Here is a 22,576-nt window from a genome sequence, read left to right as displayed (position 1 = left end):
GTGTCGAGAAAATTTGACGGAGCATAAGCCGCAGGCCCGAGGCCGGGCAACATTGGTCGGCCTGTGGTGTCTGGATCACGGCTTTTGCGGCACAATTGCCGCCTATTCCGCTCCGGTTACCGCTGCAATGAGCTGCAACAGTCAGAAAATCCGCACCCTGCGTCAGCAGATTCCCACGTTCGAGTGCGTGCCGGGCTGTCACGACTGCTGCGGGCCGGTGACCACCTCGCCCGAAGAAATGGCCCGTCTGCCGCGCAAGACCCGCGCCGAGCAGGATGCGGCCATGGAAGAACTCAACTGCGTACACCTGGGGCCGAACGGCTGCACGGTGTATGACGAGCGGCCGCTGATCTGCCGGTTGTTCGGCACCACCCGGACCTTGCCGTGCCCCAACGGCCGGCGGCCAGTGGAGCTGATTCATCCACGGGTCGAGAAGCAGGTGTTCGAGTACATGGCCGAAAACCGGCAGGTGCTGGTCTGAGCGATCAGTCCGGAATCGGCAGGCTGAGGCTCTCTTTCACTTCTTCCATGACGATGTAGCTCTTGGATTCGCGCACGTGCGGAAGCTTGAGCAGGATGTCGCCCAGCAGCTTGCGGTACGAGGCCATCTCGGAAATCCGCGCCTTCACCAGATAGTCGAAGTCCCCTGACACCAGGTGGCACTCCAGCACGTGGGGCAGTTTCAGCACGGCGCGTCGGAACTCTTCGAATGTGTCGCCGGATTTGTAGTCGAGGCTGATCTCGACGAACACCAGCAGGCTGCCTTTCAAGTGCTGCGGATTCAGGCGGGCGTTGTAGCCCATGATGATCCCCTCGCGCTCCAGGCGCCGCACCCGCTCTGTACACGGCGTGGTGGAGAGCCCGACCTTCTCGCCCAGTTCAGTGAATGAAATCCGCCCGTCCGCCTGCAGGATCCGCAAGATGTTGCGGTCGATCTTGTCCAGCTCACGTTTGGTCTGAGTGTTGGTACGCATAGGGGATGCGCCTCCGTGAAAAGGGTTTTTGCCGAGAATTGTCGCCAAATATAGGCGCTTATACAGTGAAAAGCACTGGCGAATCTTTTTTACACTGCGCGCATCATTGCTCTAACAACAGACGTACGCGGCACGCCGCGAGAGGGATACAAAAATGCGCGTTATGGTCTTGGGTAGCGGCGTCATCGGTACCGCCAGTGCTTACTATCTGGCCCGTGCCGGGTTTGAAGTGGTGGTGGTCGACCGGCAGCCAGCCGCGGCCATGGAGACCAGTTTCGCCAACGCCGGCCAGGTCTCGCCGGGCTATGCCTCGCCGTGGGCCGCGCCGGGCGTGCCGCTCAAGGCCATCAAGTGGCTGCTGCAACGCCACGCGCCGCTGGCGATCAAGGCCACCGCCGATATCGACCAATACTTGTGGATGGCGCAGATGCTGCGCAACTGCACCGCCAACCGTTACGCGGTAAACAAGGAGCGCATGGTGCGTCTGTCCGAGTACAGCCGCGACTGCCTCGACGAATTGCGCGCCGAAACCGGCATTGCCTACGAAGGCCGCAGCCTGGGTACCACCCAGCTGTTCCGCACTCAGGCGCAGCTTGATGGCGCCGCCAAGGACATCGCCGTCCTGAAAGAGTCCGGCGTACCGTTCGAAGTCCTCGACCGCGCCGGCATTGCCCGCGTCGAGCCGGCCCTGGCCAGCGTCACCGACATCCTCGCCGGTGCCCTGCGCCTGCCGAACGACCAGACCGGCGACTGCCAGATCTTCACCACCCGCCTCGCCGAAATGGCGGTGAACCTGGGTGTGGAATTCCGCTTCGGCCAGGACATCCAGCGCCTCGACTTCGCCGGTGACCGCATCAACGGCGTGTGGATCGACGGCAAGCTGGAAACCGCCGACCGCTACGTGCTGGCCCTCGGCAGCTACTCGCCGCAACTGCTCAAGCCGCTGGGCATCAAGGCCCCGGTTTATCCGTTGAAGGGTTACTCGCTGACCGTGCCGATCACCAACCCGGCCATGGCCCCGACTTCGACCATTCTCGACGAGACCTACAAGGTCGCGATCACCCGTTTCGACAACCGCATCCGCGTCGGCGGCATGGCGGAGATCGCCGGTTTTGACCTGTCGCTGAACCCGCGTCGGCGCGAAACTCTGGAGATGATCGTCAACGACCTTTATCCTCAGGGCGGCAATCTGGCCGAAGCCAGTTTCTGGACCGGCCTGCGTCCAACCACACCGGACGGCACCCCGATCGTCGGCGCCACCCCGTTCAAGAACCTGTTCCTGAACACCGGTCACGGCACCCTTGGCTGGACCATGGCGTGCGGCTCCGGTCGTTTGCTGGCTGACCTGATGGCGAAGAAAAAGCCGCAGATCAGCGCCGAAGGCCTCGATATTTCCCGTTATGGCAACAAGACCCAGGAGTCCGCAAAGCATGGCAATCCAGCGCCAGCTCACCAATGAGCGCATGAGTCAGATCGTCAGCCACAACGGCATCGTGTATCTGGCCGGGCAGGTCGGTGACGACTTCAACGCCGGGGTCGAACAGCAGACCCGCGACGTGCTCGCCAATATCGAGCGTCTGCTGGATCTGGCCGGGACTGACAAGCAGCATCTGCTGTCGGCGACGATCTATCTGAACGACATCGAGGCGCACTTTGCCGGAATGAATTCGGTGTGGGACCAGTGGCTGCCCAAAGGCGCCGCCCCGGCCCGTGCCACGGTCGAAGCGAAGATGGCCAAGCCGAGCATTCTGGTCGAGATCTCCATCGTCGCCGCGCTGCCGTAAACCGTTGTAAAGATCCCTCTCCCGGTGCTGTTGGCGGTTCACGTCGTCAGTCAGCGCCGGTTTTTATTCCCATGACCGCCAAGAAGTCTGCTGCCATGCGTCCTGCCCGTGCCCTGATCGATCTAGAAGTCCTGCGTCACAACTACCGTATCGCCCGTGAAATCACCGGTGCCAAGGCACTGGCAGTGATCAAGGCCGATGCCTACGGCCATGGCGCGGTACGTTGCGCCCAGGCGCTGGAGGCTGAAGCGGACGGCTTCGCGGTGGCGTGTATCGAAGAGGCCCTGGAGCTGCGTGCCGCCGGGATTCGTGCGCCGGTGCTGTTGCTCGAAGGCTTTTTCGAGGCCGATGAGCTGGCGCTGATCGTCGAGCATGATTTCTGGTGCGTGGTGCATTCGCTGTGGCAGCTAGAAGCCATCGAGCAGGCGGCGTTGAGCAAACCGATCACCGTGTGGCTGAAGCTCGATTCGGGCATGCACCGCGTCGGTCTGCACCCGAAGGATTACCCGGCGGCTTACCAGCGTCTGCTGGCCAGCGGCAAAGTGGCGAAAGTCGTGCTGATGAGCCACTTCGCCCGGGCCGATGAACTGCATGAGCAGAGCAGCGCGGATCAGGTCGCCGTGTTCGAGGCTGCGCGTCAGGGCCTGGCCGCCGAAGTCAGCCTGCGCAACTCGCCGGCGGTGCTCGGTTGGCCACAGATTCACAGCGACTGGGTACGCCCGGGCATCATGCTCTACGGCGCCACCCCGTTCGAAGAAGCCAACGCCGTGGCCGAGCGCCTGCAACCGGTGATGACTCTTGAATCGAAAGTCATCAGCGTGCGCGAACTGCCGGCCGGCGAACCGGTGGGTTACGGCGCAAAATTCATCACCGACAAACCGATGCGCATCGGCGTGGTCGCCATGGGGTACGCCGACGGTTATCCGCGCCAGGCGCCGACCGGCACCCCGGTGCTGGTGGCGGGCAAGCGCAGTCGCATATTGGGCCGGGTTTCGATGGACATGCTCTGCATCGACCTGACCGACGTGCCGGAAGCCGGCCTGGGTTCGACCGTCGAGCTGTGGGGCAAGAACATCCTCGCCAGCGACGTGGCGAAGTGGGCGGACACCATTCCGTACCAGATTTTCTGCAACCTGCGTCGGGTGCCAAGGCTCTATTCCGAGGGTTGACGCCCGGGCCGGGCCCAAGTGTTGTAAATACTGAACGCTGTCGCCATGATAACGCTCAATATTTCTACAACACTCAGGAGGCCCAAGCCTTGGACGTCGGTGAACGACTGCAATCGATCCGCAAGCTCAAAGGGCTTTCCCAGCGTGAACTCGCCAAGCGCGCGGGCGTCACCAACAGCACCATTTCGATGATCGAAAAGAACAGCGTCAGCCCTTCGATCAGTTCGCTGAGGAAGGTGCTGGGCGGGATTCCCATGTCCATGGTCGAGTTCTTTTCCGAAGAAATCCTCCAGGAAAAACCGACCCAGATCGTCTACAAGGCCAACGAGCTGATCGACATTTCCGACGGCGCCGTGACCATGAAACTGGTCGGTCGCGCGCACCCGAGCCGGGCCATCGCGTTCCTCAATGAAATCTACCCGCCGGGCGCCGATACCGGCGAAGAAATGCTCACCCATGAAGGCGAGGAAACCGGGATTCTGGTGGAAGGTCGTCTGGAGCTGGTGGTGGGTCTTGAAACTTTTATCCTCGAAGCTGGCGACAGCTACTACTTTGAAAGTACCAAGCCGCATCGTTTCCGTAATCCGTTCGACGCACCGGCGCGACTAATCAGCGCAGCCACGCCGGCGAACTTTTAAACCGAGAGGCGCCAGGCCACTGCGGCAAAGGTGTCCGGACTGTTTGACCGATGCGCAACAAGACCCCTTTAACTTTGGGGTTGTTTCAGTGTGGCGGGCTACCCGCTATACTTGCGCCCGCCTGCGAACCGTGGCCGCAGGCGTGAATAGCCACCATTGAGGGTGAACGCGTGAATCTAATTATGAAAATGCTGGCTGCACCAGCAACCGTACTGGCCCTCTGGGCTGTCAGCGCTCAAGCTGCGACGAATGACGACATTGCCAAACGCCTCGAGCCTGTCGGCCAGGTGTGTGTTCAAGGGCAAGAGTGCAAGGGGATGGAAGTCGCCGCTTCGGCAGGCGGCGGTGGCGGCGCCAAGACGCCGGACGAAGTGATTGCCAAACATTGCAACGCTTGCCACGGCACCGGCCTGCTGGGTGCACCGAAAATCGGTGACGCGGCAGCCTGGAAAGACCGTGCCGATCACCAGGGCGGCCTGGACGGCCTGCTGGCCAAAGCCATCACCGGCCTGAACTCGATGCCTCCGAAAGGCACCTGCGCCGACTGCTCGGATGACGAGCTGAAGGGCGCTATCCAGAAGATGTCCGGCCTGAAATAAGGCGCGCTTCTGACGAAAAAAAACCGTCTTCGGACGGTTTTTTTGTCTGCAATATCACTGTGTGCTTTTCGCGATAAAGGCACCGGAAGAATTCAGCACGGCTTTGTACACTGCATAAGCATCAGTATCTGCCGGGGCTATTGCTTCGGAGCGCCCTTCCGAAATCTGTCTCAGATCACATCCCGGGATCGACATAATGAGCGGTGAGTGAGTGGCGATGATGAACTGTGCACCCTTGCGCGATAGCTCCATTACTCGGTTGATAAACACCAATTGCCTCAATGGGGATAACGACGCTTCCGGTTCATCGAGAACGTACAGTCCCTGGGCTTTGAATCGGTTTTGAAACAGCGCCTCCATTGCTTCACCGTGCGACATGCAATGCATATCCTCGCCGCCGTAGTAGGTTTTTATTTCGGGATCAAAGCTCGCCTCTGCGTCAAGCTTGCGGATCGCAGTGTTCAAGTTATAGAAGGTTTCTGCTCTGTAGAAAAAAACGTCCTTCTCCTTTCGGTAGCCTTTTGAAAGCGTCAGGGTTTCGTGCAGATTCGAGTGGGTGTTCTCGGTCGAGAAATTGAAATTCTTCCCACCGCCTTCTGGATTGCAACCCAATTTGATGGCGAGAGCTTCAAGTAAAGTAGATTTCCCTGAGCCATTTTCTCCGATAAAAACAGTTATGGAACTGCTGAATTCAAGCGGGAATAGGCCGCGCAGGCAGTCAGCCGCCATCATGTCTGGCTTCAGACGTATTTGCTGGATAAATAAATCATTCATAGCGATACCCTCTGAAGATTCTATTCAAGGATACCTTTACTCCAATCATCGCTATTCCTAGTCTTATCGAAGTCGTGCTAGCCATGGCAAAAATTCCGATATAGCCAAGGCAGGCAATGAGACGCTCGCCGAATAGTTCCGGTGTGGCAGTGGCGCTGAAAAAAATGACCGATGCAGTCCCTGCCGAGATAGCCATTTCCGGCCAGAAGGACTGTAGGGTGCTTGCTTTTTGAAACTTGTAACGTGCTCGTACAGTGTCATTCAAATATCCATAGCTCCTGGCAAGCTGAATTTTACTTCGCTCGCCGTCACTGGATACGTTGAAAGTATTAATGAGCGACTCCTTGTACAACTCTTCCTTCGACATTTCTGCTTCATATAATCGCTGGATTACAGGCTTCGCAAACCTCAATTGCACACACGTCAATGTGACAATGGACGCAATGGGTAGGAGGAAGTAAACGTTTTCCTTAAGCAGGATATAGGCTGTGGAAAATGCCAAAATGCAAGTGCCGATAAAATGAATTGAGTCATGAATGACAGAAGCGATTTTCTCGGCATCCTCTTTTATCATCGTTACGCGAGACCATAATGGAGAGGGGCGCTCATCATGCACGATAAAATCGATAAGCATAAAGCGAGATCTCGCTTCTATGAGTGTTGCCAAGGAGCTGCCCAGGGTTTGCGTTGACAGCTTGGTTAAAAAAACAGCGATAAGGATCCAGTATAGTTCAGCGTAAATAGCACCACTGGTGAGAGCAGTTAGGCTCTTTGCGACGACTGATGGTATTAGCAATTGACAGGTGGCTGCTAACGTTAGGCAAATAATAGAAAGCAATAACAAGACCAGGTTTTTTCGTAGACATATAAACATAGCTCAATGTCCCTCATTCTGTAGTTCGTAGCTGCGAATTCGACTTCGTCTATAAGATGCCTCTCTGCTTGAGTAGTAAATTGATATCAGTGACATCGTCGGGCTCAGTACGCGCTCAAGATAGATGGTTGAGGCAAAAATAGCGCCTATATTCGAATCGCCGGACCTTAGCAGATGGGTCGATACCAAGAATAAAACTAACATCGCTACCGGATAACATGAGCCTGAAACAGACTCGAAAGTTGATGCTTTGAGACTGGAGCGAAAAGCGAGGCGTTTTACATTTTTTATGTCGAGTTCAAGCCTGTCGGTGTATGGTGTTGCGTCATATAAATGCTCACAAATGTTGCCGATTGTTGCAGTGTTTTTTTGAATATAGTCAGAAAATAATGAGTTGCTGTTTCTTCGAGTCAAAAAATATGCTGCAGTAGCATAAAGGAGGCCGCTAAGTGGTGCGAGCGCCAGAAGTGGATGATAAAGGGCAGTTATCACGAGCGCAGCGATAATGATGCTGCCGTTTAGTGAAATATCAAAATAAACGGAATGATATAGATAGGTCGAGCCGTCGACATCGCCATCAATTAGCTCGATCCGCTCGCCTAATTTCCTTTTGGTTTGGAGGCGTGTGTTTAGTAAATAATTCAGGATTGTCTTTTTTAAAATATACCTTGTCTTGGAAGTCGTTCTTTGGATATAGATATTGGCTGCCAATTTTAATGGCGGAGTGATGATGATGAACAGTGAAGCGCTTGTAAGTGCATATAAATATAAGTTGTCGCTTGCTAGATACAAATTAATTGAGTTGCCAATTAAGTAGGGTGATGCGCTCGTTGCAATTGAAATGCCCACACCAAAGCAGCAAATTATCAAGTTGTTTTTCATGATTTCAGAAATTCCATTTGGTGGGGGAGAAATGGAAATTCATAGTCGTGTTCAATTAGTGCAATGGATCCGATCAGGGTTCCGACTCGTCCGATCCACAAACCTAAAGGATCTGCGGCGTTTGTTCTAAGTACTCTAGAGTTTTGTTCGCCTAAGTTAATAATGTTCGACCAAAGAAAGACCTTCGGATCGCACAGTGATTTGGTTGAAAGCTTCTTTATGATGTTTAGAATCCCATAAGCGCCATGGCATAACGAGTCGTTAATAGGCCTCTTTCTTTTTTCCAGATTCCTGTATGAGAATACTACTTCGGATGGGTTTTTCTCCAAGAATTCTATTGCCTGCTGCACTCCTTTTCTCGCGAAATAATCTATTGCCAAGTAATTTCCTGGTAAACCATGACTCCATGAAAACTCGCCCGTGCTCGATGCTGAGCGTTTTCTATAGTCATGCCAGTTTTCTATTGCTCCATCATATTCTTCGAGTTCCCAAGATAGAAATCCCATGAATAATTCATAAACTGAGTCTTTTTTTGCAATGAGGTCATTGAAGTAAAATAATGAATATGCGCACCCCATGATTCCATGAGACAAGCCGCTCAATAAGGCATCGGCTCTGGATGTGACTGCATTATCGAATGTGGTTAGCTTTTTGCCAGATATAGGCGTGAGTTCTGTTTCTATTTTTTTGTATAAATTTCTGGCTAAATCAGAAAAATCTGAATCTTTCGTTAGACTAAATAGATGCGTCAGTACATTTAGAGTGCCGAACATACCTGATAGAAAGTCAGAGCCCCAAAAATATTTCTGCCACCATGGCTCAATAAGCACTTCCTGGACGTATTTTTTGTAAAGCTGCAGCAGTTCGCTTTCTCTTTCATCGTCAAAATAGTCTAAGCTTATCAGTAGCGGTATGATCGCAGAGGATAAGCCGAAGTGAAATCCACCTAAGTGCGCACCTTTATTTGAAAGTTTTTTGAATATCCTGGTGCAGCAAATATTTAGCAGTTCGACTACTAAGTGTTTATCTATAGCATTGCAGCGGCTGGTAGCAACTACGCAGCCATAGAGAATGCCAGACAGTCCATAGTAGAAATCGTCTCCTAGCTCTGAGAATTCCATGTAGCCACCAGGTGATGAATGAAATCCTAGCCAAAGCCCGTTGCTAGAAATTTCAGTGGCTAGCATTTCATTGATCAATTTCGCATTTATTTCTGTTGATGACCTGATTTTTTCAATGATCTTATTTGTGTTGGAGTAGCGAGGGTCGTTAATATCATCGTGTTGTTTGAATGTGTGATCCGTGAGGTTGTTCCCATGTTCATACATGTTCCTCATTGCTAATAACGTGTTGGTAGTCAATTTTTCTTCAAATGCAACTCTATTCTTATCCAGGGCTCTGACGTACCGTACACTGTTATCTATTCCATTTATGTAATCATTGCTATCGAGGTATCCAGAGCCATCATACCTAGGCTCGTGAAATTCAAGGCCCCCAGTTTTTCCTTGAGCAAAGGGTACGTCCAGATCGAGGCAAGCGGCGATCTCTGCGCTGAGGAAACCTATTGCAGGAGCGGTGTCATTATTAAGAATATTCTCAAGGAAGGCTGCTCGTTTTTTAGTACATCGCATTAATGTCGCATGTAAGGAGCATTGAATAGCGTAGTGGTATGTGGCGGTCGGTCTTGGGATATACCTATTTCTTCGCCCTCGGAGAGAACTAATAATTTCGATAATTGAAGACTGATCACTACTCACAATGGAAAATAATGTGTTCAGGCCCTCAATAATTTCTTTTTCGTAGTCCCACGGCTGCGCCGGTTTTCCGTTGAGATATAAAACGTTTTGGTTTGGAAATATTTTCACTCCGTCCATGCTAAACTGGCTATGTCCACTCTCGTCTTCTAAATGTTGATACAGGTTCAGGCTGACATATTGCTCCGATAATCCCCCCAGTGCGCTCAAATCTACGCCGATACCATCGGTGCCTTTCCAGGTCCAGTTTGGAAGTATGCTTGTTTGGGTGACATTCCAGCGTACTTCTTTTGGGATGGTTTCTATGTTGAGGCTGCTGTAGAAAATGGTTTCTAGATCAACTGGAATGGGACTTGAGCCATGCGCAATCAAATTATCAGATGTGATATCGGCAGCCATAAAGGTTGTGCAGTAACCTAAGAGGAAGCCAGCTTTTTTAAAATACGATGAAACTTCTTTTTCACTTTCTGCTTGCTTTTGAGGGGTATGCTCTGACCAGCCATGCTCGTCTTTTACAAGGTATTTTGGTATTTTCCAGTCTCGGTAATTATCTCCAGCTGCATTGCTCAAATAAAGCAATAGATCAGATGCGTCGGATTCAAGTTTCAAGTTTCTCGGTTTGTAAAGCACCTTAATGGAATCAAACGACAGCGTACAGACGGTTCGGGATCCATTGTGAGTTTCGCCGGACGAGACCTCAATTGCGGAAAGGTTGGCTCCGGTCGGGATGTTGAACTTTTTGTTGATCTCTTGCCTGTCATCGATCAAGGCTTTAATGAGTTGCACTGTGAACTCAATAAAATTGTTTGAGATTTTGGTGAGGATCCGGTCTAGTTCGGGATAAGCGTTAATTATATCGGCAAGATAATTTTTGTTCCTGCTAACCAAGTCGAAATATGCAGCAGTTTCCATCTTGCTGCAGGTCGTTTTTTCAAATACTTGTTTCTCCGTTATCAATACATTGTTGGCCGCATTGGTAATTCTTGCTGCAAGATTGGTCACAAAGCCATTGATTACAGTTGATTTATACGCTTCGTGGTTTTCACATAACTGTGAAATGCTTTTCTCGATATGGAAAATATAATAAGACAGGTAGGGCCAGACCGGACAGTCAGTGGTATAGCCACGCTCGGGGCTCATTGTCTCACTTAAAAAATCTATCGGGTTTTTCAATATCTGATCCTTGCAAAGGTAAGGGCGGCTACTCGGATTGAGTGCCGCCCGATTCAACTACATATAGGTTGCGTAGCAGCATCCTTGCCAACATTGTGAGCAGCAGCTGGTGCAAGGTCGCGAACCGCTGCTTGCTGCACTTAAGTTGCTGAATGCTTGAATTGCCAAAGTTGAGATAGGTGTTGTTGAGTTCAAAACACGTGCCCGGGCACGATGGATTGCCAGGAAGTCGATTTCCATAATTAAGCCTTGGCGTGAGTTGGTATTTGCCTGGAGGGCGTTGGTATTGAGGTGTTACGTTACTAATCCTAGCGGGGGCTGAAATAACTTCAATCCAGACGCGTCCTGTAGTACTGCATGATTGAATTCGAGGTGGTGTAGGAAAGTATCTTTTAGTTCGTGAGGCAATTCTTTAGGCACTGATAGTTCATTGTTATGTCTAAAGATTTTCCTTTGGTCTTGGCAACCAGATCGCAGGTTTGGCGAATCGGGCATTTTTAAGGTTTTCTTCTTTGATCGTCTTCCCTCGGAAGTAAATCCCCGGCAATCTCGGTCTACCCCTATTCACGGAACGGGCAGGAGGCTTCAGATGGTGCAGTTGTGTTCGATCGAACAGGCAGTGGACGACGTGCTGGCACGGTTGCCGGCGCACATCCACATGGGCCTGCCACTGGGGCTGGGCAAACCCAATCCCTTCGTCAACGCGCTGTACCGGCGGGTTGCCGGATTGCCCGAACGGCAACTGACTATCTACACCGCCCTGTGCCTCGGCCGTCCTGCGTTGGGAGATGGCTTGCAGAAGCGCTTCATCGAACCCTTCGTCGAGCGGGTGTTTGGTGATTACCCGGAGCTGGATTTTCTCGCTGACCTGCGCCGCGACAGCCTTCCGGCGAACATCCGCATCGAGCAGTTCTTCATGCAGCCCGGCAGCCTGCTCAACAGCGCGCCGGCCCAGCAGGATTACGTCAGCAGCAACTACAGCCACGCCGCCCGCGACATCAACGCCGCCGGCCTGAATCTGGTGGCGCAGTTACTCGCCAGCAGCAGCGACCATCCTGATCGCCTGAGCCTGAGCTGCAACCCGGACATCACCCTTGACCTGTTCCCGATGATCGCCAAACGCCGGGCGGCGGGGGAGACCATTCTGCTGGTCGGTCAGGTGCACACCGAGCTGCCGTACATGCCGGGCGACGCCGAAGTCGACATCGATACTTTCGACCTGCTGATCGATGAGAAGGACAGCAGCACGCTGTTCTCCACACCGAACATGCCCGTCGGCTTTCAGGATCATTTCATCGGTCTGCACGCCAGTACGTTGGTGCGCGATGGCGGCACCTTGCAGATCGGCATCGGTTCGATGGGCGATGCGCTGACTGCCGCGTTGCTGGCGCGTCAGGCCGACAATGCCGGGTATCGTGAGTTGCTGGCCGATGTGAACCTCAGCCAGTGGGCGCAACTGATCGAACGCGAGGGCGGAATTGAACCGTTCGCCAAGGGCCTTTACGGGTGCAGCGAAATGTTCGTCAACGGCCTGCTGGTGCTGGCGGACGCCGGGATCATCCGGCGCAAGGTCTACCCGGACGTGCAGACTCAGGAACAGGCCAACGCCGGCACTCTCGACGAAGCCGCACAAACCGACGGCATATCAGTGCATGGCGGCTTCTTCCTCGGGCCGCGCAGTTTCTATAAGCGCCTGCGCGAGCTGCCCCACAGCAAACGTCTTGAATTCAACATGACCCGCATCAGCTACATCAACGAGCTGTACGGTCAGGAAGAGCTCAAGCGCCTACAGCGTCTTGATGCACGATTCATCAACACCGCGTTCACCATGACCCTGCTCGGGGCCGGGGTGTCCGATCAGTTGCAGGATGGCCGTGTGCTTAGCGGTGTCGGCGGGCAATACAACTTCGTCGCCCAGGGCCATGCGCTGCATGATGCGCGGTCGATCCTGCTGCTGCGCAGCTGGCGCGAGTCCGGCGGCGATGTCAGTTCGAACATTGTCTGGGAGTACGGCCACTGCACGATTCCGCGGCATCTGCGCGACATCGTGGTGACCGAGTACGGCATCGCCGATCTGCGTGGCAAGTCCGATGCGGTGGTAATCGAAGCGTTGCTCAATATCAGCGACTCACGCTTCCAGCAGGGCCTGATCGAGCAGGCGCAGAAGGTCGGCAAGCTGCCGAAGGATTTCCGTCTCGATCCGCGTTTTACCGACAACACCCCGCAACGCTTGCAGGCGATTGCCGCGCGGCATCCGAACCTGTTTCCGGAGTATCCACTCGGCTGCGATTTCAATGAGGTCGAGAAGGATCTGTTGCGGGCGCTGAACTGGCTCAAGAGCAAGTTCAAACTGACGGAGATTCTGGAGCTGGGCAAGGCAGCGCTGGATGCGCCGGAGGCTTCGCTGTATCCGGAACATCTGGCGCGCATGCAGCTCACCCACCCGGAAGGCCTGAAGGAGGACCTGTTTCAGCGGTTGTTGCTCACTGGCCTCAAAGCCACCGCACAATAACTCCAACACCCAAAGCAACTGTGGGAGCCAGCCTGCTGGCGATTGCTATCTGCCAGTCCTGAAGATGTTGACTGACACGATGCCATCGCCAGCAGGCTGGCTCCCACAGAGGTAATGCGGGGTTGCTTACTCGATGAAGGTCACGACGCCATCCTTCAGCGACTTCACGCGAGCCAGCGACTCGACGCGATAACCCTGCGAGTCCAGCTCCGCACGGCCGCCCTGGAACGACTTTTCGATCACGATGCCCAGGCCCGCGACGGTAGCGCCGGCCTGCTTGATGATCGAAATCAGCGCCTGGGACGCCTTACCGTTGGCCAGGAAGTCGTCGATGATCAGCACGCGGTCGCTGCTGGTCAGGTGACGCGGGGAGATGGCCACGGTGCTTTCGGTCTTCTTGGTGAACGAGTAAACGGTCGCCGACAGCAGGTTTTCAGTCAGGGTCAGGGACTGTTGCTTGCGGGCGAAAATCACCGGCACGCCGAGGTTCAGACCGGTCATGATCGCCGGGGCGATGCCCGAGGCTTCGATGGTGACGATCTTGGTGATGCCGGAATCCTTGAACAGCGAGGCGAATTCGTCGCCGATCAGCTTCATCAGGGCCGGGTCGATCTGGTGGTTCAGGAAGGCGTCGACCTTCAGGACCTGGTCGGAAAGCACGATGCCTTGTTCGCGGATTTTCTGGTGCAATGCTTCCATGAAGCTGTCCTCATTTGGCGCTTTGTGCGCCGAAGGTCTAGTAAAAAGTGGTCAATTCTAGCGCTTTAACATCGCGCGTATATCAGCCAGTGCGCTATTGCCCCGCACGGCTTTGACTTCGGTCGGTGTGTCGTCGTTGCCTTCCCAGGCCAGGTCGTCCGGCGGCAGCTCATCGAGGAAGCGGCTGGGCGCGCAGTCGATGATCTCGCCGTACTGTTTGCGCTTGGCGGCGAAGGTAAACGCGAGGGTCTGGCGCGCGCGGGTAATGCCCACGTAGGCCAGGCGGCGTTCTTCTTCGATGGTGTCGGCTTCGATACTGGAGCGGTGCGGGAGGATTTCCTCTTCCATGCCCATGATGAACACGTAAGGGAATTCCAGCCCCTTGGATGCATGCAGGGTCATCATCTGCACGCCTTCGGCGCCGTCTTCCTCTTCCTGCTGACGTTCCAGCATGTCACGCAGAACGAGTTTGCCGATGGCGTCCTCGACGGTCATTTCGCCGTCTTCGTCTTTTTCCAGGGTGTTCTTCAAGGCTTCGATCAGGAACCAGACGTTGCTCATCCGGTAGTCCGCAGCTTTGTCGCTGGAGCTGTTGGTGCGCAGCCAGTTCTCGTAGTCGATGTCCATGACCATGCTGCGCAGGGCCGAGATCGGGTCTTCGCCGGCGCACTGCTCGCGCACCTTGTCCATGAAGCGCTTGAAGCGCGACAGGCGATCGGTGAAGCGGCTGTCCAGATGCTCGCCCAGGCCGAGTTCGTCGGTGGCGGCGTACATCGAGATCTTGCGTTCGGTGGCGTAGTTGCCAAGTTTTTCCAGGGTCGTTGAGCCGATTTCCCGGCGCGGCACGTTGATCACGCGCAGGAAGGCGTTGTCGTCGTCCGGGTTCACGATCAGGCGGAAGTAGGCCATCAGGTCTTTCACTTCCTGGCGGCCGAAGAAGCTGTTGCCACCGCTCAGACGGTACGGCACCTGATGGTGCTGCAGTTTCAGCTCGATCAGCTTGGCCTGGTAGTTGCCGCGATAGAGGATCGCGAAATCGCTGTACGGGCGGTCGGTGCGCAAGTGCAGGCTGAGGATTTCCATGGCCACGCGCTCGGCTTCGGCGTCTTCGTTGCGGCAGCGGATCACGCGGATCTCGTCGCCGTGGCCCATTTCACTCCACAGCTGCTTTTCGAATTCGTGCGGGTTGTTCGAAATCAGTACGTTGGCGCAGCGCAGGATGCGGCTGGTGGAGCGGTAGTTCTGCTCCAGCATCACCACTTTCAGGGACGGATAGTCGTCCTTGAGCAGCATCAGGTTTTCCGGCCGCGCGCCGCGCCAGGCGTAGATCGACTGGTCGTCGTCGCCTACCACGGTGAACTGGTTGCGTTTGCCGATGAGCATTTTCACCAGCAAATACTGGCTGGCGTTGGTGTCCTGGTATTCGTCCACCAGCAGGTAACGCACCTTGTTCTGCCACTTTTCGAGGATGTCGGCGTGTTCTTCGAAGAGTTTCACCGGCAGCAGGATCAGGTCGTCGAAGTCCACCGCGTTGAACGCCTTGAGCGTGCGCTGGTAGTGGGTGTAGACGATGGCGGCGGTCTGCTCCTTGGGGTTGCGGGCGTTTTCCAGGGCCACGGCCGGCAGGATCAGGTCGTTTTTCCAGGCGCCGATCATGTTCTTGATCTCGTCGACACCGTCGTCGCCTGCGTATTCCTTCTGCATGATGTCGGTCATCAGCGACTTGACGTCGGTTTCGTCGAAGATCGAGAAACCGGGTTTGTAGCCCAGCCGTTCATGTTCCTTGCGGATGATGTTCAGGCCCAGGTTGTGGAAGGTGCAGACCGTCAGGCCGCGACCTTCGCCGGGACGCAGCAGGGTGCCGACCCGTTCCTTCATCTCGCGCGCGGCCTTGTTGGTGAAGGTCATGGCGACGATGTACTGGGCGCGGATGCCGCAGTTCTGGATCAGGTGCGCAATCTTGCGCGTGATCACGCTGGTCTTGCCGGAGCCAGCACCGGCGAGCACCAATAGAGGGCCGCCGACGTAGTTCACGGCTTCTTGCTGCCGGGGATTGAGTCGGGACATACGAAAATTCGGGAGTCGTTGACGAAATGGGCCGGCATTTTAACAGGCTCAGCGATTTGTGCTGCTCTCTCCGACTTGTGACGCACCACGCGATTCAAATTTGCCGGTTTTGATACTTTCACGCAGGATGCGCGGTGATTTTGCGGCTAATGTTCTCATTCATGACACAAAATAACGTTCTGATAACCGTTGTCATTTGGTCATTGGTTGGCAGAACGGCATAATGCCCGCCGCCCACATCATTGCAGAGTCTAGGGAGTCAGCTTGACTACGCCTGTCGAACCCTTGCGTTTGCTGCTACTGGCCGAAGAGCCAGCGTGGACAGCGTTATTGCGCGAGTGTCTGGCTCCGTTGGGGAGCGCGGCGGTGCTGATCAGCGCGCCGAGCTGGGAGTCGGTCAGCAGTCTGTTCGAAGACAACCGCCATGCGGTGTTGTTGACCGTTCCCGCCTTGCAGCCGGCCCCCGGCCGTTGCAGCCTGCCGACCGTGTTGCTGCTGGAACACGAACCGGCGACCGCGCCCGATGGTGTCAGCGACTGGCTGGTGTTCGATGCCCTCGACGCCGGCATGCTGCGTCGTTGCCTGCGCCATGTGCGCGAACGCGGCGTGCTGGAAAACACCCTGCAACGCCTGGCCGAACAGGATCCCTTGACCGGCATCGCCAACCGTCAGGGCTTCCAGACTTTGCTGACCGCGCGTCTTGCCGAAAATGACGGTCGCGGCCTGGCCCTCGGGCACCTCGATCTCGATAACTTCCGTTACGCCAACGACGCCCTCGGCCATCAGGCCGGCGACCGGTTGATCCTGCAAGTCGTCGCCCGGCTGAAAAGCCAGCTGGAGGCCGGCGATCAACTGGCGCGCCTGGGCAGCGATGAATTTGCCCTGCTGATCGACACCCGTCGCGCCCCGCAACGGGCCGAATGGATGGCCGAACGCATCACCGAAGCCCTGGCCGAGCCTTACTGGATTGACGGTGAAAGCCTGCTGATCGGCTCCAGTCTGGGCATTGCACACGCCCGCGCCCAGGGTGGCGCCGATCCACTGATGTGGCATGCGCACATCGCCATGCAGCAGGCCAAGAGCACGCAGGGCTGCACCTTTCACATCTTCAACGAACGAATCAACCGTAACGCGCGGAGCATCGCCGACCTCGAAAGCGAACTGCGCCGGGCGTTGCGCCGCGACGAACTGGAGCTGCACTACCAGCCACGTCTGGACATGCAGGACGGTCAGATCGTCGGCCTCGAAGCCCTGGTGCGCTGGCGTCACAGCGAACGCGGCCTGTTGCCGCCAAGCGAATTCGTGCCGCTGGCGGAGCAGAGCGGTCTGATCGTACCGCTGGGTTACTGGGTGATTTCCCGGGCCCTGCGTGACATGCAGGCATTGCGCGAACGCGGATTGCCAGCGCTGCACATGGCGATCAACCTGTCGTTCCGCCAGTTTCAGGACAGCCAGTTGCTGCCGACGCTCAGCCGTTTGATCGCCGAGCGTGGGGTCGAGGCGCAATGGCTGGAATTCGAACTCACCGAAACCGCCGTGATGCGCCGCAGCGATCTGGTCAAGCAGACCATGGACGCCCTCGGTCGCCTCGGCGTGCGTTTCTCGCTGGATGATTTCGGCACCGGGTTTTCGTCGTTCGTGCACCTCAACAGCCTGCCGATCACCTTGCTGAAGATCGACAAGAGCTTCGTCGGCGGCATGGAACAGCGCGAAGAAAACCGCAAACTGGTGCACGCGATGATCAACCTCGCGCACAACCTGCACCTGGAGGTGGTGGCCGAAGGGGTGGAAACCCGGGAGCAACTGGATCTGTTGCGCGGATTCGGCTGTGATCAGGTACAGGGTTACCTGATTAGCAAGCCGTTGCCGTTGGCGGAGCTGGTTGACTATCTGATTGCTGACGCCAGCCAGCCTCCGTTGGGTATTGTGGTCTGACTGACAAGCGTACGGGAGCAGGGTTGCTCCCGTAGTCCGTCATTCCGGCTGAGCGATCTTGAATCCTCGAGATTGCGGCTCCAGCCGAATCATCCGCTTCATCTTCCATTCGAACGCCAGCGTCAGGCTGATCGCTGCGCAGGCCAGGCCCAGCGCCAGACCCCACCAGACGCCGGTCGGCCCCCAGTGCAGATGGAACGCCATCAACCACGCTGCCGGCGCGCCGATCAGCCAGTAGCAACCGAGCCCGACCAGGAAGGTGGTCTTGGCATCCTTGAGTCCGCGGATGCAGCCCATGGCAATGGTCTGCGTGCCGTCGAACAGCTCGAACCATGCCGCCACCGCCAGCAGGCTCACGGCCAGCCGAATCACTTCGGCAAACGCCGGGTCGTTATGGTCGAGGAACAAACCGACCAGCTGATTCGGCAGCAACCAGAACACCATCGCAAACCCCAGCATCACCACTGCACCGAAGACGATTCCGACTCGCCCGGACATTCGCGCATCGTTCAATTGCCCGGCACCGTAATGCTGGCCGACGCGCATGGTGATCGCATACGACATCCCCGCCGGCACCATGAACGCCACCGAAACAATTTGCAGGGCAATCTGGTGCGCCGCCAGTTGGGTGCTGCCCATGGTGCCCATGCACAGCGCCGCGAAGGCGAACAGCCCGACTTCAACTGCGTAGGTGCCGCCGATCGGCAGGCCCAGGCGCCAGAGTTCTTTCAGGTACTGCCGGTTGGGCCGCGACAGGCCCTCGCGCAACGGGTAAGCGTCATAGGCCGGATGCCGACGGATATGCCACGCCAGTGCCAGCGCCATGCAGTTGGCGACAATCGCCGTGACCAGCCCGATACCGGTCAGCCCCAGTTTCGGCAGGCCGAACATGCCAGTGATCAGCGCGTAATTGAGCAGGAAGTTGGCCACGGTGCCGGCGAGGCTGATGACCATCACCGGCGTCGCCCGGCCAATCGCGCTGGTGAACCCGCGCAAGGCCATGAAGCTCAAGTAGCCGGGCAGGGCGAACGGCAGGGCGATCAAGAACTGCCCGGCAGCGTTGACGTTGGTCTCGGTCTGGCCGAACAGCAACAGCACCGGTTTGAGGTTCCACAGCAGCAACCCGGCGCCCAGCGCCATCAGCCACGCCAGCCACAGCCCGGCCTGGGTCAGTCTGGCGGCGCCGATAATGTCGCCGGCACCCTGACGGATCGCCACCAGGGTGCCGACCGCCGCGATCACGCCGATGCAGAAGATCGACACGAACGAGTAACTGGCCGCGCCCAGCCCACCGCCGGCCAGTGCTTCGGGGCTGAGGCGGGCCATCATCAGGGTGTCGGTCAGCACCATCAGCATGTGCGCCAACTGCGAGGCGATCAACGGCCCCGCCAGCCGCAAAATGGCCCAGAGTTCGGTACGCACAGGACGCTGCATGGTTTCACATCCTTATAAAAGAGGGAGCAAGAGACCGTCGATTCTCAGGGTTTGGCGCGGGTTGCACAAAGGGATAAAAAGGATGGGTGGCATGATTAAAACTCATCCAGAAGCAATTCTGCTAAGTTGGCGCAATCCCGCCATTGGAGCGCTGTGCATGTCCCGTCGTCTTCCACCCTTGTATGCCCTGCGTGCATTCGAAGCTGCGGCGCGGCACAGTTCGTTCACCCGCGCCGCCGAAGAGTTGTCGATCACTCAAAGTGCGGTGAGCCGGCATATCCGCACGCTCGAAGAGCACTTCGCCTGTCGGCTGTTCCATCGCAGCGGCCGCAACCTGCAACTGACCGAGTCGGCGCGCCTGCTGTTGCCGGGCATTCGCGAGGGGTTCGCCGCCCTGGAGCGAGCCTGCAATACCTTGCGCGCCGAAGATGACATCCTGCGCATGAAAGCCCCGTCGACCCTGACCATGCGCTGGCTGCTGGCGCGGCTCAGTCGCTTCCGCCATTTGCAGCCGGGTAATGAAGTGCAACTGACCAGTGCCTGGATGGACGTGGACTCGGTGGACTTCAACAACGAGCCTTTCGATTGCGCGGTGCTGCTGAGCGACGGGCATTTTCCGCCGGACTGGGAGGCCAGCCTGTTGTTCCCGGAAGAGCTGATTCCGGTAGGCGCCCCCAACCTGCTCAATGATCAGCCCTGGGATGTGACGCGACTGGCCTCCACCGAATTGCTGCACCCGACCCCGGATCGCCGCGACTGGCGCAGCTGGCTGGAGCACATGGGGTTGTCGGATCAGGTATCACTCAAGGGCGGACAGGTGTTCGATACCCTGGAACTGGGGATGATCGCGGCGGCCCGGGGTTATGGCGTGTCCATGGGCGATCTGCTGATGGTGGCCGAGGATGTGGCGCAAGGACGTTTGAGTCTGCCATGGCCGACGGCGGTCGCCAGCGGCCTGAATTATTACCTGGTGTGGCCAAAGACCCGTCCGGGAGGTGAACGTTTGCGCCGGCTCAGTGATTTCCTTCAGGGCGAAGTTCGGGCGATGGAACTGCCGGTGGTCGCGCGCTTGAGCTGAAACGTTCGAGCCGCCACAATGCCGGCCTCGGGCCATAACCCTGCTGTACGCTCAAGTATTCGCTTTCACCGCCGAATACGTCCAAGTGGAACCGTCGTGCCGGTTCTGCGCATCACCCCCATTATTAGAATTTTTCCGAGCCGCGATCAGGGAGGATCCGCAGACTCGGCCAGGAGCTGTCCATGTCTCAACCTCGCGCCCGGATCGCCTCGCAGCTGGGCCTTGCGCTCGCCGTGATACTGGCGGTTGTCATCAGTGGCAGTACGGTGTTCGCCCTGCGTTCGCTGGACACCGCCAACCTCGCCACCCGTGAAGAACACCTGGCCAGCGAGGCCCGTCTGCTCGCCGACCAGTTGAGCACCTTCCACGGCACGCTGCGTGAAAGCACCCAGCGCCTGAGCGGGCTGTTCGAGAAGCGCTTCAGCGCGGGCCTGAGCATTCACCCGGACGAGCCGGTCAGCGTGGCGGGCACCCAGACCCCGGGCCTGCACCTGGGCAGCGAAGTGTTGAACAACAACTTCAAGGAAGTCGACGAGTTCAAGCAGATGACGGCGGGCGTTGCCACGCTGTTCGTGCGCAGCGGCGAAGACTTCGTGCGGGTCAGTACCTCGCTGACCAAGCAGGACGGCAGCCGCGCCATCGGCACCTTGCTCGATCACGCTCACCCGGCCTACGCGAAGTTGATGGCGGGGCAAGGCTACGTCGGCCGCGCGCTGCTGTTTGATCGCTCCTACATGACTCAGTACACCCCGGTGCGTGACAGCAGCGGCAAGGTGATTGCGGTGCTGTTCGTCGGCTTCGACTACACCGACGCGCAGAACGCCCAGTTCGACAACCTCAAGCGCTTCCGCATCGGCCAGAGCGGCTCCCTGGCGCTGCTGGACGAGCAGAACAAATGGCTGGTCGCGCCGGCCGGCGTGCAGGCGCCGGATCAAGCGGTGCCCGTGGTGAATGGCCTGGCGAAAGCGCCGGGCAAGGGTCGGTTCTGGAGTGATACCTCCGAAGACTTCTACAGCATCGCCGTGCCGTTCGAAGGTGGACCGTGGTCGGTGGTGGCGAGCATGCCGAAGTCCGAGATCCGCGAAGTGACCTGGAGCGTTGGCTTCCAGTTGGCCATCGGCAGTCTGCTGGCGATGCTGATCGCGGTCGGGTCTGCGGTGTGGCTGCTGCGCAGCAAACTGCAACCGCTGGGTGATCTGGTGCGTCAGGCCGAAGCCCTGGGCGCCGGTGATCTGAGCGTGCGTCTGAACGTGTCGAGCAACGATGAAATCGGTCAGTTGGCCCGTGCGTTCAACCAGATGAGCCAAGCCCTGTCGACCATGGTCGAGCACATCCGTCGCGCTTCGGAAGAGGTCAACAGCCGTGCGCAGGCACTGTCCGGTCTGTCCGGTGGCGCTTATGAAGGCATGGAGCAGCAGTCCGGCGAAATCACCAGCATGGCCGGTGCGGTTGAAGAGTTTTCCGCTACTTCGCTGAACATTGCCGACAACATGGGCAACACCCAGCGTCTGGCCCAGGAAAACGCCCAGCAGACCCAGATCGGCCGCAGCTCGATGGAAGAAGCCTCTTCCTCGCTGGAGCAGATTGCCGGCGCGCTGAACACCACGGCAACCGTGATCAACACCCTTGGTCAGCGCTCCCAGGAAATCGGCGGCATCGTCAGCGTGATCACCTCGATTGCCGAACAGACCAACCTGCTGGCGCTCAACGCGGCCATCGAAGCGGCCCGTGCCGGTGAACAGGGTCGCGGCTTTGCCGTGGTGGCTGACGAAGTGCGCAACCTGGCGTCGCGCACCCGTCAGGCGACTGACGAAATCTCCGGAATGATCCACAGCATCCAGCAGGAAACCGGCAACGCCATCAGCACCATGGAACAGGGCAACGTGCTGATGCAGGAAGGTCTGTCGCGCAACGCCAACGTTGCCTCGGCGCTGGCGCGGATCGATGAGCAGAGCCGCTCGGCGGGTCAGCAGTTTGCGGCGATTACCACGGCGACTCAGGAGCAGAGCAGCACCGCGACGCTGTTGAGCAGCAATCTGCAGAGCATTGCGATGGCCAACAGTGAGCAGCGTGAGGTGGTTTCCAATCTGGCGGTAACCGCTAAAGAGCTGGAGAAGCTGGCGGCGGATTTGCGTTCCGAGGTTGATCGCTTCCGCTGATGCATCTCTGAAATAGCTATCGCGAGCAGGCTCGCTCCCACAGGATTTGCGTTGCACCTGTGAGAGCGAGC

Annotated in this window: 18 protein-coding genes; 10 read left to right on the top strand and 8 right to left on the bottom strand. The window is 57.0% G+C overall.

The features are described 5' to 3' along the window. Nucleotides 1-127: 127 nt before the first annotated feature. Nucleotides 128-481 (top strand): YkgJ family cysteine cluster protein, encoded by a 354-nt coding sequence (locus M5B98_RS07885; RefSeq protein ID WP_114886315.1) that lies wholly within the window; start codon nt 128-130, stop codon nt 479-481. Nucleotides 482-485: 4 nt separating this feature from the next. On the opposite strand, the gene M5B98_RS07880 is transcribed toward M5B98_RS07885, so the two are convergent. Continuing rightward, complete coding sequence (locus tag M5B98_RS07880; protein WP_003177284.1) at nt 486-974, bottom strand: Lrp/AsnC ligand binding domain-containing protein; 489 nt, start codon at nt 972-974, stop codon at nt 486-488. A gap of 154 nt (nt 975-1,128) precedes the next feature. On the opposite strand from M5B98_RS07880, the gene dadA reads away from it, so the two are divergent. The 5 genes from dadA to M5B98_RS07855 all read left to right on the top strand — a co-directional run bounded on the left by dadA (nt 1,129) and on the right by M5B98_RS07855 (nt 5,164). Beyond that, nucleotides 1,129-2,433 carry a D-amino acid dehydrogenase gene (gene dadA / locus M5B98_RS07875; RefSeq protein WP_085731396.1) on the top strand — a complete coding sequence of 435 codons (1,305 nt, stop codon included), beginning with the start codon at nt 1,129-1,131 and terminating at the stop codon, nt 2,431-2,433. Beyond that, nucleotides 2,405-2,758, top strand: a complete 354-nt coding sequence (locus tag M5B98_RS07870) for a RidA family protein (RefSeq protein WP_085708889.1) — start codon at nt 2,405-2,407, stop codon at nt 2,756-2,758. The genes dadA and M5B98_RS07870 overlap by 29 nt, the downstream gene beginning before the upstream one ends. Before the next feature lie 95 nt (nt 2,759-2,853). Next, nucleotides 2,854-3,927, top strand: coding sequence for an alanine racemase (gene alr, locus M5B98_RS07865; protein WP_248742379.1), 1,074 nt, complete (start codon nt 2,854-2,856; stop codon nt 3,925-3,927). A gap of 89 nt (nt 3,928-4,016) precedes the next feature. Beyond that, on the top strand, nt 4,017-4,565 hold the full coding sequence (locus M5B98_RS07860) for a cupin domain-containing protein (RefSeq protein ID WP_003229444.1): 549 nt from the start codon (nt 4,017-4,019) through the stop codon (nt 4,563-4,565). 182 nt (nt 4,566-4,747) lie between these two features. Continuing rightward, complete coding sequence (locus M5B98_RS07855) at nt 4,748-5,164, top strand: c-type cytochrome (RefSeq protein ID WP_025112727.1); 417 nt, start codon at nt 4,748-4,750, stop codon at nt 5,162-5,164. A 54-nt stretch (nt 5,165-5,218) separates the two neighbouring features. Here M5B98_RS07855 and M5B98_RS07850 read toward each other — a convergent pair whose 3' ends face one another. The 4 genes from M5B98_RS07850 to lanM all read right to left on the bottom strand — a co-directional run bounded on the left by M5B98_RS07850 (nt 5,219) and on the right by lanM (nt 10,621). Next, entirely contained in the window at nt 5,219-5,938 is a 720-nt protein-coding gene (locus M5B98_RS07850) for an AAA family ATPase (RefSeq protein WP_248742378.1), read from the bottom strand. Then, the gene (locus M5B98_RS07845; RefSeq protein WP_248742377.1) at nt 5,931-6,572 is read right to left on the bottom strand and encodes a hypothetical protein; all 642 of its coding nucleotides are present in this window, start codon (nt 6,570-6,572) and stop codon (nt 5,931-5,933) included. The genes M5B98_RS07850 and M5B98_RS07845 overlap by 8 nt, the downstream gene beginning before the upstream one ends. 243 nt (nt 6,573-6,815) lie before the next feature. Further along, on the bottom strand, nt 6,816-7,694 hold the full coding sequence (locus tag M5B98_RS07840; RefSeq protein ID WP_248742376.1) for a hypothetical protein: 879 nt from the start codon (nt 7,692-7,694) through the stop codon (nt 6,816-6,818). Beyond that, nucleotides 7,691-10,621 (bottom strand): type 2 lanthipeptide synthetase LanM, encoded by a 2,931-nt coding sequence (gene lanM / locus M5B98_RS07835; RefSeq protein WP_248742375.1) that lies wholly within the window; start codon nt 10,619-10,621, stop codon nt 7,691-7,693. The genes M5B98_RS07840 and lanM overlap by 4 nt, the downstream gene beginning before the upstream one ends. A gap of 589 nt (nt 10,622-11,210) precedes the next feature. On the opposite strand from lanM, the gene M5B98_RS07830 reads away from it, so the two are divergent. Further along, nucleotides 11,211-13,133, top strand: coding sequence for an acetyl-CoA hydrolase/transferase C-terminal domain-containing protein (locus M5B98_RS07830; RefSeq protein ID WP_248742374.1), 1,923 nt, complete (start codon nt 11,211-11,213; stop codon nt 13,131-13,133). Nucleotides 13,134-13,259: 126 nt separating this feature from the next. Here the strand turns inward: M5B98_RS07830 and M5B98_RS07825 are convergent, their stop codons facing one another. Beyond that, a complete protein-coding gene (locus M5B98_RS07825) occupies nt 13,260-13,832 on the bottom strand; it encodes a xanthine phosphoribosyltransferase (RefSeq protein ID WP_007920398.1) in 573 nt (190 codons plus the stop codon). Between the two features lie 57 nt (nt 13,833-13,889). Beyond that, nucleotides 13,890-15,899, bottom strand: coding sequence for a DNA helicase Rep (rep, locus tag M5B98_RS07820; RefSeq protein WP_085708895.1), 2,010 nt, complete (start codon nt 15,897-15,899; stop codon nt 13,890-13,892). 264 nt (nt 15,900-16,163) lie between these two features. On the opposite strand from rep, the gene M5B98_RS07815 reads away from it, so the two are divergent. Continuing rightward, complete coding sequence (locus M5B98_RS07815; RefSeq protein ID WP_085708896.1) at nt 16,164-17,834, top strand: putative bifunctional diguanylate cyclase/phosphodiesterase; 1,671 nt, start codon at nt 16,164-16,166, stop codon at nt 17,832-17,834. Nucleotides 17,835-17,873: 39 nt separating this feature from the next. On the opposite strand, the gene M5B98_RS07810 is transcribed toward M5B98_RS07815, so the two are convergent. Continuing rightward, the gene (locus tag M5B98_RS07810; RefSeq protein WP_114886307.1) at nt 17,874-19,268 is read right to left on the bottom strand and encodes a NorM family multidrug efflux MATE transporter; all 1,395 of its coding nucleotides are present in this window, start codon (nt 19,266-19,268) and stop codon (nt 17,874-17,876) included. 157 nt (nt 19,269-19,425) lie between these two features. On the opposite strand from M5B98_RS07810, the gene M5B98_RS07805 reads away from it, so the two are divergent. Both M5B98_RS07805 and M5B98_RS07800 read left to right on the top strand, forming a co-directional pair. After that, entirely contained in the window at nt 19,426-20,346 is a 921-nt protein-coding gene (locus M5B98_RS07805) for a LysR substrate-binding domain-containing protein (RefSeq protein WP_192552564.1), read from the top strand. Between the two features lie 182 nt (nt 20,347-20,528). Next, the gene (locus M5B98_RS07800; protein ID WP_114886302.1) at nt 20,529-22,505 is read left to right on the top strand and encodes a methyl-accepting chemotaxis protein; all 1,977 of its coding nucleotides are present in this window, start codon (nt 20,529-20,531) and stop codon (nt 22,503-22,505) included. The last annotated feature ends 71 nt before the right edge of the window (nt 22,506-22,576 follow it).

It is taken from the genome of Pseudomonas sp. MWU12-3088 (assembly GCF_023242405.1).
Classification (GTDB): Bacteria; Pseudomonadota; Gammaproteobacteria; order Pseudomonadales; family Pseudomonadaceae; genus Aquipseudomonas; species Aquipseudomonas kribbensis.
The sequence above is the reverse complement of the archived record's forward strand: the minus strand, read 5'-3'. Positions and strand labels throughout refer to the sequence as shown.

What these genes read in the sequence shown, in the direction of transcription:
- M5B98_RS07885 (WP_114886315.1), top strand. Translation starts at nt 128, where the DNA reads ATGAGCTGCAACAGTCAGAAAATCCGCACCCTGCGTCAGCAGATTCCC.
- M5B98_RS07880 (WP_003177284.1), bottom strand. Translation starts at nt 974, where the DNA reads ATGCGTACCAACACTCAGACCAAACGTGAGCTGGACAAGATCGACCGC.
- dadA (WP_085731396.1), top strand. Translation starts at nt 1,129, where the DNA reads ATGCGCGTTATGGTCTTGGGTAGCGGCGTCATCGGTACCGCCAGTGCT.
- M5B98_RS07870 (WP_085708889.1), top strand. Translation starts at nt 2,405, where the DNA reads ATGGCAATCCAGCGCCAGCTCACCAATGAGCGCATGAGTCAGATCGTC.
- alr (WP_248742379.1), top strand. Translation starts at nt 2,854, where the DNA reads ATGCGTCCTGCCCGTGCCCTGATCGATCTAGAAGTCCTGCGTCACAAC.
- M5B98_RS07855 (WP_025112727.1), top strand. Translation starts at nt 4,748, where the DNA reads ATGAAAATGCTGGCTGCACCAGCAACCGTACTGGCCCTCTGGGCTGTC.
- M5B98_RS07850 (WP_248742378.1), bottom strand. Translation starts at nt 5,938, where the DNA reads ATGAATGATTTATTTATCCAGCAAATACGTCTGAAGCCAGACATGATG.
- M5B98_RS07845 (WP_248742377.1), bottom strand. Translation starts at nt 6,572, where the DNA reads ATGCTTATCGATTTTATCGTGCATGATGAGCGCCCCTCTCCATTATGG.
- M5B98_RS07840 (WP_248742376.1), bottom strand. Translation starts at nt 7,694, where the DNA reads ATGAAAAACAACTTGATAATTTGCTGCTTTGGTGTGGGCATTTCAATT.
- M5B98_RS07830 (WP_248742374.1), top strand. Translation starts at nt 11,211, where the DNA reads ATGGTGCAGTTGTGTTCGATCGAACAGGCAGTGGACGACGTGCTGGCA.
- M5B98_RS07825 (WP_007920398.1), bottom strand. Translation starts at nt 13,832, where the DNA reads ATGGAAGCATTGCACCAGAAAATCCGCGAACAAGGCATCGTGCTTTCC.
- rep (WP_085708895.1), bottom strand. Translation starts at nt 15,899, where the DNA reads ATGTCCCGACTCAATCCCCGGCAGCAAGAAGCCGTGAACTACGTCGGC.
- M5B98_RS07810 (WP_114886307.1), bottom strand. Translation starts at nt 19,268, where the DNA reads ATGCAGCGTCCTGTGCGTACCGAACTCTGGGCCATTTTGCGGCTGGCG.
- M5B98_RS07805 (WP_192552564.1), top strand. Translation starts at nt 19,426, where the DNA reads ATGTCCCGTCGTCTTCCACCCTTGTATGCCCTGCGTGCATTCGAAGCT.
- M5B98_RS07800 (WP_114886302.1), top strand. Translation starts at nt 20,529, where the DNA reads ATGTCTCAACCTCGCGCCCGGATCGCCTCGCAGCTGGGCCTTGCGCTC.